Origin of the sequence: Streptomyces sp. ST2-7A, from assembly GCF_021390475.1 — a bacterium.
Taxonomy (GTDB): Bacteria; Actinomycetota; Actinomycetes; order Streptomycetales; family Streptomycetaceae; genus Streptomyces.
Genome location: NZ_JAJUWS010000051.1, coordinates 1 through 13,257, shown reverse-complemented (window position 1 = coordinate 13,257; position 13,257 = coordinate 1). Strand labels below are relative to the sequence as shown.

Here is a 13,257-nt window from a genome sequence, read left to right as displayed (position 1 = left end):
CACCCCCGCCTCGGCGCGTTTCCCCCGGCGGGTCGCGGACCCGCGCCGACCGGGCCGTTACCCGGGGCCGTGCACCCGGAGGGTCAGCCCCTCCGGGCTGCTCAGCCACACGACGCGACGACCGGCCTCATCTTCCCGGACGACCGGGGCCCGACCGTGGTCGTGCGCGCGGGCGACCACGCCGTCCGCGTCGTCCACACCGACCGAGAGCTCCCATCGCGGGGCGGAGCCCCCGGGGTCGGACGCGGGGACGAAGTCGGCGTGGTCCGGGGGGACGCCCAGCGTCCCGCGATAGAACCGTCGGGCGCGCGCGGGCTCCGCACAGGCCAGAACCATGCGATGGGGAGTCCCCGCCATGCCGGGCGGGAACTCCCATCCGGCGAAGTCGTACGGCTGCCACAGGGCGATGGAGGCACCCACCGGATCGATCAGCACCGCCACGCGGCCCTGATCGCCCGCGTCGAAGGGGGGCAGGACGAGGCGGGCGCCGTTCGCCGTCGCCGCCTCGATACGGCGATCGACATCCTCGACCGCCAGGTAGTAGGCGATGTGGGCGGGGGTCTCCGGTGGATAGACGGGGTTCGCCAGGTCGCTCACGCCCCCGATCGGGTATCCGTCGACGCTGATCTTGACGGCCTTGCGCCAGTCCTCCTCGTCCACCGCGAAGCGCCAGCCCAATACCCCGGAGAAGAAACGGGCGGTGCCGGTCGTGTCGCGGGTCTTGAGGTCCATCCAGCAGAAGCCGTTCATCGCACCCGGGCGGATCGTCATTCCGTATCCCCTGTCGTCCTGGTGTGGGTATCAGGTGTCCGTACGACTCCGCACGGGGTTTCGGTCGGGGGAGCGTGCGGTGGAGCCGACGGTGAGCCGTTTCCCGCCGGCACGTCGCAGCGGCGTCGGTGGGGCACACGCCACGCCGCGGCTTCGCCTCCCGGGTCGGTCCGCGCGCTCCCGCCGGCGCCGCGGGCGGCCGGTCGGCGCGGAAGCGGAGGAGCGGGTGCCGGCTAGACTCCGGGCCATGACCGTCGCCGAACCCGCTCCCGCGCCCGGTGCCGTCGGGGGCCCGTCCGTGGACGAGCCCGTGGCCATCGCCGACCTCTTCGCCGGCTGCGGCGGGTTCACCCGGGGCTTCACCGCCTTCCGCCCCGCCGGCCGACCGGAGTCCGCCGGTCCCGCCTTCCGCTCGGTGCTGGCGATCGAGCGCGACCCCGACGCCGCCGCCACCTACGCCGCCAACTTCCACCCGGAGGACGCGGGCCACGGCGGGGACGCCGGGATCGGCGGCCACGTGCACACCGGCGACATCGAGCACTGGCAGCCCACCGGCGAGGAGGCCGCCGCCGAGGTGGTGCTCGGCGGCCCGCCCTGCCAGGGCTTCTCCGGCCTGGGCAAGCGCGACCCGGACGACCCGCGCAACAAGCTGTGGCGGCACTACGTGCGGATCGTCAGCGAGGTGATCCGGCCCAAGATCTTCGTCATCGAGAACGTGGACCGCTTCCTGACCTCCCCCGAGTTCCACGACCTGGAGGTGGAGACCCGCCCCGGTGGCGAGTTGGCGGACTACCGGCTGGTGGACCCGCCCGGCGCGGAGGAGACCGACACCCTCGCCGAACGCCGACGCCGCTACCTGCTCAACGCCGCCGATCACGGCGTGCCGCAGACCCGGCGCCGGGCCATCGTGATCGGGGTCCGCAAGGACCTGCCCGGTCTCGACGCGCTGCGCTACCCGGAGGCCACCCGGGCCCGTCCCGGTCGCGGCTCCGACCTGCCGCCGTGGCGGACCGTCGCACCGATCTTCGAACGCAGCGCCGCCCTGCCGCTGCGCGAGGAACTGCCGCCGAGCCCGGACGGCTGGTGGCCCACCACCGCCCTGCACCTGCGCCGCAACCCCGAGCCGCTCTCCCTGGCCCGCTACGCCGCCATCCCGCCCGGCGGCAACCGCAAGCACCTGACCGGCGTGTACGCGAAGACCGACCGCGCGGGCCGGATCCGGCTCTCGCACGAGCCGGGGTGGGAGCGCGTCCCCGGCCCGGCGACGTACCTGTCGACGCCGAGTTGGGACAACCACCGCAACGGCTCGGGGGACGTGATGGGCCGACTGCACGCCGACCGGCCCTCGGTGACCATCCGCACCGAGTTCTACAAGCCGGAGAAGGGCCGCTACCTGCACCCCACCGAGCACCGTCCGATCACCCACCTGGAGGCGGCGCTCATCCAGGGCTTCCCGGACGACTTCCGCTGGTGCGGCTCGCGGACCTCCATCGCCCGGCAGATCGGCAACGCCGTGCCGGTGGGGCTGGGCACGGCCGTGGCGGCGGCCGTCCACCGGGCCCTGCGCGGCTGACCGGGGCGGGCTGCCGGCCGGATCGGCCGGCCGAGCAGGGCCCGGCCGCCTGCGCGTCGCGGCCGTTGTCGTACGGCTCGGCGGTGTCGGGCGTCGTCACGCCGGGGTCCGGGGCGCGGTGGATCGCTTCGCGGCCGGCACGGTCGCCGTCCGAACCGGGTTCGCCGACCATCCGTATACGGCCGAGCCCCCGCGCGGGTACGGGGAGGTCCGGCCGGGGCCCCCGGGGCGGGTGGGACGCGGCGGATACCGGCCCGACCGGGGGTTCCGGAACCGCCGGAATCGTGCCGGCGGTCCGGTCCCGGACACCCCGACTGCGAGAATGCCCGACATGGAACAGCGCGAATTCGGCAGGTCGGGACAGCGGGCATCGGTGATCGGACTCGGCACCTGGCAACTGGGCGCGGACTGGGGCGAGGTGAGCGAGAAGGACGCCATGGCCGTCCTGGACGCGGCGGCGGAGGCCGGGGTCACCTTCCTGGACACCGCCGACGTGTACGGGGACGGCCGCAGCGAACGCCTGATCGCCGCCTGGCGCCGGGAGAACCCCGACGTCGAGGTGATGGTGGCCACCAAGATGGGCCGCCGCGTCGAGCAGCTCCCCGAGCACTACACCATCGACAACTTCCGGGCCTGGAACGACCGTTCGCGCGCCAACCTCGGCGTGGACACCATCGACCTGGTGCAGCTGCACTGTCCGCCCACCGCCGTGTACTCCTCCGACGAGGTCTTCGACGCCCTCGACACCCTCGTCGAGGAGGGCCGCGTCGCCCGCTACGGCGTCAGCGTGGAGACCTGCGAGGAGGCCCTGACCGCCATCGCGCGGCCCGGCACCACCTCGGTACAGATCATCCTCAACCCCTTCCGCCTCAAGCCGCTGGAGCGGGTCCTGCCCGCCGCGCGGGAGGCCGGGGTCGGGATCATCGCCCGGGTGCCGCTCGCCTCCGGCCTGCTCTCCGGCCGGTACACCGCCGACACCACCTTCTCCGCCGACGACCACCGCACCTACAACCGGGAGGGCCGGGCCTTCGACCGGGGCGAGACCTTCTCCGGCGTGGACTTCGTCACCGGCGTGGAGGCGGCGGGTGAGTTCGCCGCCCTCGCCCCGGAGGGCGCCACCCCGGCGCAGACGGCGCTGCGCTGGATCGTCCAGCAGCCCGGCGTCACCACCGTGATCCCCGGCGCGCGCTCCCCGGAGCAGGCCCGCGCCAACGCGGCGGCGGCCGACCTCCCGCCGCTGCCGGACGCGACGCTGGAGGCCGTGCGCGACCTGTACGACCGGCGGATCCGGCCGCAGGTGCACGACCGCTGGTGAACCCGTCCGGGGCGCGCCCCCGTCCCTGTCGCCGTCCCCCGCCGTCGGGCGGGAGAGGCGGGGGCGCGCCCCGGTTCACGCGGTGGTGACGCCCGCCCCGGCGGGGGCTCGGCGGAAGACCTCGCGGTCGTGCCAGGCGAGGTACTCGGCGGCCGGCCGGGCCTTCGGGTCCTCCGGCCGCCGCAGCGGGGCGCCGTGCAGGTCCAGCACGGCGCGGCCCGTCGTCCCGCTCGCCGTGTAGCGGGGGGAGACCCGTATCCGGGGCTCGGGTTCGGGTGTCAGGCCCAGCGCGCCGCGGTCGAAGAGGCCGTGGTGCAGGGCGCACAGGGCCAGCCCGTTGTCCGGGGTGGCCGGCCCCAGATGGCTGTGCCACTTGATGTGCGCCGCCTCCAGTCCGACCGGCAGGCCGTCGATCCGCCCGTCGTAACCGCACATCGCGCACGCCCGCGCCCAGGCTTTCAGGGTCGCGAGGGCGAAGCGGGGGTCCCGGCGCGGGTGTGCCCGCGAGGAGATCACCATGCGGGCCAGGTCCGTCTCCAGGGCGGTCAACCCGCCCCCCACGGCGGCCAACAGCGGTTCCTCCCAGGCGGGCGTGAAGTGGTGGTCGATGAGCACGCCGACCGCCTCGGCCCGGATCGCCGGATCGGCCAGCAGCGTCTCGACCTCCGGGAGCAGACGCCCCCGGGCCGCCCAACCCCGCAGGGCGCGGTCGGTCCGGGGGCCACCGGCGGGGATCGGCTCCCCGTTTCCCTTCACGGGACACCACAGTTCGCGTTCCAGGTGCACGAACGGCATGGCGGGCCGGTCGACAGGGGAGGCGGCCGGTGGGCCGAACTCCTCGATCAGCCCCCTCAGCGGTCCCGCCAGGTCCTCGTACGCGACCTCCGTCGTGCCCCGCTCGGCGAATCGGTTGATCAACCACAGCAGCATCAACGGCTTGTGCGGCGCGCGGTGCCCCTTCGAGACCGCCCGACGCAACTTGGCCAACTTTCCGAAGAGTTCGTCCCGCTCCACGCCCACACCGTAGCCGCCGGCACCGACGGACGGGGAGGGTCGGCCACGATCCCCGTGTCCGTTCGGGGGCCGGGGCACCGGCGGGGACGCCACGCTTTTCGTCGGCGCCGCCGTGGTGGGTCGAACTCCCTCGCATGAGCGGGTGATCGGTGGGGATCGTCCCTACCCTCTGAACCGGATGAGCCGTGCCGCTCGTTCCGTTGTGGTCCCACATTCGACACCGCCGAGAACGTTCGAACGCCATGCGGTGTGCGTCGCTCCCGGGTTTTCGGAAGAGGGCGTGGGGTCCGGAATCGGACAGTGGTGCGGCGAAGGGGTCCGGCACGGCGGAGCCGTGCGAACCGGGGGAGTGTGATGGATCGAATCGACAGGATGCGAATCCGGGACAGGGTGAAAAAAATTGTCGAGGCGGAGGATTCCCGGCCCCTGTCCGTGGCGATCGTCGGACAGACCGGGGTGGGGAAGTCCTCTCTTCTCAACGCGCTTTTCGGTACCGAACTGGAGGTCGGGGACATCACCCCGACTACGAAGGAGCCGGAGCCCGTTCGGATGAAAGGTGAGCGTGGCCACGAGATCGTCTTCTGGGACATGCCGGGATTCGGCGAGTCGGCCACCGCGGACCGGGGATATCTGGAGCTCTACCGCACACGCCTGACGGAGTGCGACGTGGTGCTGTGGGCCCTGCACGCGGACAGCCGTTCGGTGACGTACGACCTGAATGTCCTCGAGCGGCTCCTCGACTCCGCCGGGGACGAAACGCGCAGGGCCCTGGTGGGGAAACTCACCCTCGTCCTGACGAAGGTGGACATGCTGGCCCCGCCGCCCTGGATCTTCGCCAAGGACCGGAAGACCGGGTTCTTCGCCCCCGGCCCCGAACTGGCACCGAGGATCACGGCCAAGGCGGATTACTTCGAGGAGGTGTTCCTGGCCCCGTACGCCGAGTGGTTCCGAACCCGCACGTACGACGACTGCGGGTTCTCGCCGCCGGACGGACGGTTCGAAACCACCCCCGGCCACGTGATCTTCAACGGCTACCTGACCGGGGAGGAGTGCGAGACGCTGTCGCGGGAGCATCCGGAATTCTCGAAGGTGTTCTCCCGGCTGAGGGACAACTGTCGGGTCATCTGCTGTTCGGCGAATTTCCGGTACGGGCTGGTGGAGTTGCTCGGCGTGGTGGTGAACAAGATCGATCTGTCCGCGAGTGGTCGTTTCCGGAACGCCATCGGGGATATGGGCGACATTCAGCGGGTGAGCGTCTCCGACGTTCGCTCGGCGGGCACCATCGTGGTGTGGGACACCCGCCGCGACCGCAAGGTTTTCGATTTTCGTGATGTCGGGCTCTGACGGAGGAGACGAAAATGTCGGAAATGCAGATCCGCGGAGCCGTGCGAACGCAGGCCATGCGGGACAGTGAGTTCATGGGTCAGGTGACCCGGGCCGCGAGGGCCGGAGCCCTCGCCGCCCTGGAGCGGCTGATCGAGACCGCCCTGCTCGAGGTGGGTCAGAGGGCGATCGACCTCACCCGCGCCACGGTGAGGAACATCGCGGAGTGGATCAAGGCCAACTGGTGAGTCGGCTCCGGTGTCCCCTCGCCGATCGGTGGGGGACACCGGCCGGCGAAAGGGCGGGGGACCGTCCTCCTCCTTCCGGGGGTGTTCCGTACGGGACGCCCCCGGAAGTACGTCGGGGCGTGCGGCGGCCCCGGGCCGCCGGCCGTTCGGAGGTGCCGGGGAACGCGACGCGGCGGTGGCGTACCCGGTGGGTGGTCGGTATCCCCGGTTCCGAGCGGAGTGGGCGGTCGGCCCGTCCCGGTTGCGCCGTCCCGTCCCCACCCCGTGGCGGGTCGAACGGACCCCGAACGCGGTTGTCCCGATGGTGGAACGGGAGGGTTCTCCGGGATGGTTGGGGGCGATCGGGGGTGTCCGGGAACGGCCGGGGCAGGGGGCGCGGGTGGCGCGGAACGAGTGCGCGGAGGTTGGTGTGGCATCCCCCTATTCCCCTCCCGAGGGGTGATCTCGCTCCGCCGAAAGAGTGAAAGATCGGTGGTTCGGCGACCATTCGGGCCTTCGGGCACGAAACATCCATGTGTCGGCGTCGTTAGTCGGCACAGGTTCGCGAGAACCGATCGGGGAAACCCGAAGCCCGTGAAAAAGCTGAACACTCCGTCAAGACAGGGAGACCACATGTCTCGCATGGCCAAGTCCGCCGCCTTCGCGGCCGCCGCCGGGATCGCCGTCCTGGGGACCGCCGGCACCGCCGTCGCCGACAGCGAGGCCCAGGGTGCCGCCGTCGGTTCCCCCGGCGTCCTCTCCGGCAACGTCGTCCAGGTGCCGATCCACATCCCCGTGAACGTGTGCGGCAACACCATCGACATCATCGGTGTCCTGAACCCCGCCTTCGGCAACGTCTGCGTCAACGCCTGACGTCTCCGTATCCCGATCGGACACGACCCGCGGTGCACACCGCGGGTCGTGTCCGACCAGGCGGGTTCCTCGGCCGAGAGCCGATCCCACGCGTGCCGCGGGCACCCCACCGGGTGCCCGCGGCACGCCGCGTTTCCGGGGCGGGGAGGATCGGCGTCCTCCCGGCCGGGAAGCCGGCGCGAGGGCCCGGGCCGTCGTGCCGGGATTCCCGGCACGCTCCCGCGCCGGTCCCCGCGCCGGTCCCCGGGTTGTTCCCCGCACCGCTCCCGATACGGTGTTCGACCGGCTGTTCCGCCTCCCACCCGTCCCCCGTGCCGCACCCGCCCCACCGGGGCGGGTGGCCCGGCGCGAGTACTCACCCCCACCCCGTCCGGGCCCACCACCGGGATGAGTACGAAAACCCATGTGCGACCCCGGCCGGCGGCGCACACTTCCGGCCATGGATCAGCACGATCACGGCGCGCCCGGGGACGACCGGGCCCCGAACCCACCGGCGGGAACACCCGCCCGCATCGGCATCACCGGCATCGGCTCCGCCCTGCCCGACCACGTCCTGACCACCACGGACCTCCAGGCCGGGATCACCGCCGCGAGCGGCCTGCCCCTGCCCGACGGCCTCCTCGAGCGCGCCACCGGCATCCGCACCCGTCGCGTCGCAGCCGACGACGAGTACGCCTCCACCCTCGCCGTCCGGGCCGCCCGCCGCGCCCTGGACGACGCCGGACTCGCCCCCGCCGACATCGACCTGCTGCTCTTCGCCTCCGCCACCCGCGACATGGCCGAACCCGCCACCGCCCACGTGGTGCAGGACGAACTCGGCACGCGGGCCCACGCGCTGGACGTCACCAACGCCTGCAACAGCTTCCTCAACGGCATCGACCTCGCCCGCGCGTTCCTGATGGTCGGGCGCGGCCGGCGGGCGCTGGTCGTGGTGGGGGAGACCCCCACCCGGGTGATGCGCCGCCGCCCCCGCGACCTCGCGGAGTTCCGCGCCGGCTTCGCGGGCTACACCTTCGGCGACGCCGGCGCCGCCGTGGTGCTGGAACCCGTGGCACGCGGCGGCATCCTGGACATCGCCGGTGAGACCCGTTCCGAGCACTGGCGACTGGGCGGCATCCCCGGCGGCGGCTCCCGCCTGCCGCGCGGCGACGAGCACACCTGGTTCACCGGGGACGGGCAACTCCTGCGGGAGACCTTCGAGAAGATCGGCCCGGCCCTGCTGGACCGTGCCCGGCGGCACGCCGTCGGGGAACACTTCACGCACGTTCTGGCGCACCAGGTGACCATGCCCTACCTGCGGCGCTTCGCGGAGATCGCCGGCGTTCCGGAGGACCGCCTGGTGGTGACCGTCCCGGAGTTGGGGAACGTCGCGGCGGCCACGATCGGCGTCCAACTCGACCGGGTGCGGGAGCGGTTGCGGACCGGGGACCGGCTGCTGCTGGTCGGCCTCGGCGGCGGCGTCAGCATCATGACCGCCGTGTGGGAGGTGTCGTGACCCCCTCCCGGATACCGACCGGTGCCGTCGGCGGCACGCCCGCCGTGCCCGCCGACGCCGCCGACCGCCTGTGGGTGATCGTCCCGGCCCGGGACGAGGAGGACCGGCTGCCCGACACCCTGGCCGCCCTCGCCGCCCAGCACGACACCCGGATCGTCCTGGTCCTCGTCGACAACGCCTCCACCGACGCCACCCCCCGCGTCGCCCGCGACTTCGCCGCCGGCGCCCCCTTCCCCGTGCGGGTGCTCCACGAGCCGCGGAAGGGCGTCGGCTGCGCCGTGGACACCGGCTTCCGGTACGCCATCGCCGCCGGGGCGCGTCTGTTGGCCCGCACCGACGCCGACTGCCTGCCCCGCCCCGGCTGGACCGCCGCCGCCCGTGCCGCGCTCACCGCCCCCGGCGCCGGCCTGGCCTGTGGCCGGATCCTCGCCCGCCGCGACGAACACGGCCCGCTGGGCCGCGCCGGCTTCCGGGTCCTGGTGGCCCTCGCCGCCCTCTTCGGCCGGCTGCGCCCCGCCCACCGTCGCCGGCACGGTTTCCGCGCCCCCTACCGGATGCACGCCGGCAACAACATGGCCGTCACCGCCGACCTCTACACCGCCGTCGGCGGTATGCCGCGCCGCCCCTCGCCGACCGACCGGCTCTTCCTCAACCGGGTGCGCCGACACACCGATCGCATCGCCCGGGTGCGCGGCATGGTCGTGGAGAACTCCACCCGCCGACTGCGTGCCTACGGTCTCGCCGGCACCGCCCGCTGGTACCTGGACCGGGGCGCCGGCCCGCTCGGGGAGGACCCGCGATGATCCTCGACCGCGTCCCCGCCGTGCTGCGCGCCGCCCCCGAACGACCCGCCGTGCTCACCGCCGGACCCCGGGGCGGCACCCGGATCGCCGCCCGGCGCGGTGACCTCGCCGACCTCGCCGACGCCTGCGTCGCCGGACTGCGCCGGCGCGGACTGCGGCCCGGCGACACCCTGGGCGTCGCCGTGCGGCCCGGCCCGCGTGCCCTGGCCGTCCTGCTCGCCGCCCACCGGCTGCGGCTGCGCGTGGCCGTGCTCGACCCGTTCGCCGGCCCCGAGGTGCTGCGCGCCCGGCTGGCCCTCGTGCCGCCCGCGCTGGTGGTCGCCGACGCCGCCGCGCAGGCCGTCGCCGGTCCCGCCCGTCGCCTCGCCCGACGAGCCGGCCTCGCCCTGCCGCCGCTGGGGGACCTCGCACCCGTCGTCGCCACCGTCGGGCGTCGCCTCCCCGGCTGCGCCCCCGCCCTGGACGACCCCGACGGCACCCCGCCCCGTGCCGAGGTCCCGACGCGCGGGAATCCCGGAGGGGACGCGCGGGACGGCGACGCCGTGATCGTCTTCACCTCCGGAACCACCACCCGGCCCCGCGCGGTCGTCCACGACCGGGCCTCCCTGGACGCGGCCCTGACGGCGGTCACCGACCTGGTGGACCCCACCCCCGGCCGGCCGGTGCTCGGCGGCACCCTCTTCGTGCTCGCCCCGGCCCTGGCACGCGGCGCCACCGTCGCGCTGCCCGCCCGGCGGCCGACCGCGCTCGCCGCCCAACTGGCCCGCCTGGAACCCGCCGACACCTACCTCACGCCCCCCGCGCTGCGCGCCGCCCTGGACCGGGGAGCCCGGTTGACGGGCCGGGGGTGGGCGGGATCGGCCCCGGTCCCGGCGGCGCTGATGCGCCGGGCCCGCCGCGCCGGCGCCCGGACCGTCACGGGCGTGTACGCGCTGACCGAGATGTTCCCCGTGGCGGCGGTGGAGGAGGCGGAGAAGACGGCCTTCGAGGACTCCGGCACCCCCGGCGACCTCGTGGGTGCCCCGCTGCCCGGCGTCACCGTGTGGACCGACGCCGGCGGCGGTGACGCGGGCGGTGGCGAGCTGCTGCTCTCCGGGCCCGCCGGCCGGGTCCGCTGCCTCGGCGAACGCCCCGACCCGGTGATCCGCACCGGCGACCGGGCCCGCCTGGACACCGGACCCGACGGCGGACCGCGCGTCGTGCTGGAGGGACGGCTGAAGGACATGGTGCTGCGCGGGGCCGAGAACATCTATCCGGGTCTGCACGAGCCCGCCCTGCACGTGCCGGGCGTGGAGGTGGCCGTCCTGGTGGGTGTTCCCGCGGCCGGGGGAGCCGGCGCGGGGCCGGGCGGCGGGGACGACCGGGCGGGTGAGGAACGGCTGGTCGCCCTTGTGGAGCCGAGTCGTGGCGCCGACCCGGCGCGGCTGCGGGCCGCGTTGCGCGCCCCGCTCGCCGGGATGGCGGGCGCCCGCCCCGACGCCGTCGTACTCGCCGCCGTCCCCCGCTCCGGGCGGTCGGGCAAACCGGACCGGGCCGCCGCCTCCCGACTCGCGGCCGAACTGTTGGAACGCCGGAACCGCCGAAGGACGGAGGGGAACCGTCGATGACCACCCGTCCGCCGATCGACCCGACGCCGGAATCACCGGAACCACCGGAACCACCGTCCGGGGACGCGCCCGCCCTGTGGGTGGTGGTCCCGGCCCGCGACGAGGAGACCGGCCTGCCCGCCACCCTCACCGCCCTGGCCGCCCAACGCGACCGCGACTTCGCGCTGGTGGTCGTCGACAACGCCTCCGTCGACGGCACCGCCGACGTGGCCCGCCGCTTCGCCTCCGCCGCGCCGTTCCCCGTGCACGTGGTCGTCGAACCGGAACCCGGGGCCGGCTCGGCCGCCGACACCGGCTTCCGGTACGCCATCGGCGCCGGGGCGCGCCTGCCGGCCCGCACCGACGCCGACTGCCTGCCCGCGCCGGACCGGACCGCCCGCCTCCGGGCCCGGCTGACCACCGACGCCGATCCGGTCTGCGGGCGCAGCGCGCCCCGCCGCGACGAACGATCCGGCCCCGCCGAGCGCCGACTCCTGCCGATGGTCCTGCGGATCACCGCTGTGTACGGCCGCCGACGGCGCGCCCACCGGGAGTCGGGATACCTGACGCCATACGTGTTGTGCCACGGTCACAACATCGCCCTCACCGCCGACCTGTACGTCCGCTGCGGCGGCACGCCGCGCATTCCGCTGGAGGAGGGCGACGAGGACGTGATCCTCCTCAACCGGGCCCGCCGGCACAGCACCCGCGTCGTGCGGGACGAACGGCTGGTGGCGCACAACGGTCTGCGCCGACTGCGGGCGTGGGGCGCCCGCCGCACGCTGCTCTGGTACTGGGACCGCCGCTACCGGCCGGTGCCGGGCGACGGGATGGAGGTGCACATCCGATGACCGAACCACCCGCCCCCACCGTGCCGTCCGACCGGGGGTGCCCCCTCGGCGGGGAGGTCCCCACCGTGCCGGCCGGCCCCCCGGCACCGGACGGGACACCGTCCGCCGCCCCGTCCGGGCCGCGCGGGGCCCGGGGTGCGCGCCCCGACCGCGCCGATCCGGCACGGACGGTGCCGGCCGGGACCGCGACGGGTGACCGTCCCGACGGGTCCGGCCGGCCCGCACCGGTCCCGGTCGGTGAGGGAGCCGGTCGGGACCGGCCCTCCGGAGACCGGGAGGCCGCGCCCGTTCCCGCAGGCCCGCCGCCGAAGCCCCCGGCCCGGTACCGGGCGTTCGCCCGGGCCCGGGACCGCCGCGTGCACCTCGCCTCCCACCCCTTCCTCTTCCTGCTGCTGGCCCTCGGCCGACGCGCCCCGGTCCGGCGGCTCGGCGGCACCGTGATCGTCCACGGCACCCGGGCCTGTCGGGAGGCGCTGACCCGCCTGTCGCTGGACCGCGCCGGCGAGGGCACCACCGGCGCGGTCGCCCGCGAACTCGTCGGCTCCGGAGCCCTGTTCGACGAGAGCGGCGGGGAGCACCGGGCCGGCCGCCGGCACCTGGCCGACCGGCTCGGCACGGCCGGGATCGAACGCACCCGGGCCCTGCGGCGGGAGGTGCTGTGCCGCCGGTTGGCGCCCCTGGCGCAGGGCGGGGAGGTGGACGTCGTGGATCTGGCCCGCGAACTCGCGGGTGTCTCCGCCGCCTCCCTGCTGGACCACGACGGCGACCCCCGGCGGTTGGCCGACGCGGCCCTCGCGGCCGCCGCCGACGCGGTGCGCGCCCACCTGCCGTCACCGTGGCCGCTCGCCGGTCGGCGGGCCGTGGCGCGGGCCCGCCGTTCGGCGGACCGACTCGCCGACCTGCTCGACGGGTCCGCCCCGACCGACCCCGCCCGGACCGGCGCGGTACCGCTCGGCACGCTGTCACCGGATACCACCGAGGCGGTCGACGAGGCGGTCGACCCGGTACCGGGCGCCACCGGGCGGGCCTCGCTCCGAGCCCTCGACTCCCGATCGTCCGGGACGGGTTCGGGCGTCGCCGGAGGGAACGCCGCCGGACCGACCACCCCCGCCCGGGCCGGTACGTGTCCGATCGCCGGGGGCCCCGCCCCCGATCTCGCGCTGCGGGCGACGATGGCGACCGCCGCCGTCGCCACCACCGTGGCGCTGCTGCCCCGCGCGGTGGCACGTTGCGCCGACGCGCGGTTGTGGGCGTGGGCCGACGACCCCGACGACCGGGCCGCCCTGGCCGGGGAGGCGCTGCGGGTGGTCGCGCCGTCCCCGGTGCTGCCCCGGCGTGCCGCCGCTCCCGGCGTCGTCGACGGCCGACCGGTCCCCGCCGGGGCCCGGCTGCTGCTGGTGGTGCGGCACGGCGCGCTCGCCCACCG

Annotated in this window: 12 protein-coding genes; 10 read left to right on the top strand and 2 right to left on the bottom strand. The window is 75.1% G+C overall.

Annotated features, from left to right (window positions below; all coding sequences use genetic code 11):
• Positions 1–57: 57 nt before the first annotated feature.
• Positions 58–771, bottom strand: a complete 714-nt coding sequence (locus LZF96_RS23425) for a VOC family protein (RefSeq protein WP_233876314.1) — start codon at positions 769–771, stop codon at positions 58–60.
• A 247-nt stretch (positions 772–1,018) separates the two neighbouring features.
• Here LZF96_RS23425 and LZF96_RS23420 point away from each other — a divergent pair, with 247 nt between their 5' ends.
• Complete coding sequence (locus tag LZF96_RS23420; RefSeq protein ID WP_233876311.1) at positions 1,019–2,344, top strand: DNA cytosine methyltransferase; 1,326 nt, start codon at positions 1,019–1,021, stop codon at positions 2,342–2,344.
• Positions 2,345–2,675: 331 nt separating this feature from the next.
• Positions 2,676–3,659, top strand: a complete 984-nt coding sequence (locus LZF96_RS23415; protein WP_233876308.1) for an aldo/keto reductase — start codon at positions 2,676–2,678, stop codon at positions 3,657–3,659.
• A 75-nt stretch (positions 3,660–3,734) separates the two neighbouring features.
• Here LZF96_RS23415 and LZF96_RS27185 read toward each other — a convergent pair whose 3' ends face one another.
• Positions 3,735–4,673 (bottom strand): phosphorothioated DNA-binding restriction endonuclease, encoded by a 939-nt coding sequence (locus LZF96_RS27185; protein ID WP_233876306.1) that lies wholly within the window; start codon positions 4,671–4,673, stop codon positions 3,735–3,737.
• 372 nt (positions 4,674–5,045) lie between these two features.
• On the opposite strand from LZF96_RS27185, the gene LZF96_RS23405 reads away from it, so the two are divergent.
• The 8 genes from LZF96_RS23405 to LZF96_RS23370 all read left to right on the top strand — a co-directional run.
• Entirely contained in the window at positions 5,046–6,017 is a 972-nt protein-coding gene (locus LZF96_RS23405; protein WP_233876304.1) for a GTPase family protein, read from the top strand.
• Positions 6,018–6,040: 23 nt separating this feature from the next.
• A complete protein-coding gene (locus LZF96_RS23400; protein ID WP_233876302.1) occupies positions 6,041–6,244 on the top strand; it encodes a hypothetical protein in 204 nt (67 codons plus the stop codon).
• A 612-nt stretch (positions 6,245–6,856) separates the two neighbouring features.
• A complete protein-coding gene (locus tag LZF96_RS23395; protein WP_182663873.1) occupies positions 6,857–7,096 on the top strand; it encodes a chaplin in 240 nt (79 codons plus the stop codon).
• 439 nt (positions 7,097–7,535) lie between these two features.
• Positions 7,536–8,591: a 3-oxoacyl-ACP synthase III family protein gene (locus tag LZF96_RS23390; protein ID WP_233876301.1), complete on the top strand. Its 1,056-nt coding sequence runs from the start codon at positions 7,536–7,538 to the stop codon at positions 8,589–8,591.
• Positions 8,588–9,394, top strand: coding sequence for a glycosyltransferase family A protein (locus LZF96_RS23385; protein WP_233876300.1), 807 nt, complete (start codon positions 8,588–8,590; stop codon positions 9,392–9,394). Before LZF96_RS23390 ends, LZF96_RS23385 begins: the two co-directional genes overlap by 4 nt.
• The gene (locus LZF96_RS23380; protein ID WP_233876298.1) at positions 9,391–11,001 is read left to right on the top strand and encodes a class I adenylate-forming enzyme family protein; all 1,611 of its coding nucleotides are present in this window, start codon (positions 9,391–9,393) and stop codon (positions 10,999–11,001) included. The genes LZF96_RS23385 and LZF96_RS23380 overlap by 4 nt, the downstream gene beginning before the upstream one ends.
• Complete coding sequence (locus LZF96_RS23375; protein WP_233876296.1) at positions 10,998–11,831, top strand: glycosyltransferase family 2 protein; 834 nt, start codon at positions 10,998–11,000, stop codon at positions 11,829–11,831. The genes LZF96_RS23380 and LZF96_RS23375 overlap by 4 nt, the downstream gene beginning before the upstream one ends.
• A gap of 356 nt (positions 11,832–12,187) precedes the next feature.
• Positions 12,188–13,257, top strand: a 1,070-nt coding sequence (locus LZF96_RS23370) for a cytochrome P450 (RefSeq protein ID WP_233876294.1), incomplete at its 3' end; no start/stop codon positions are given.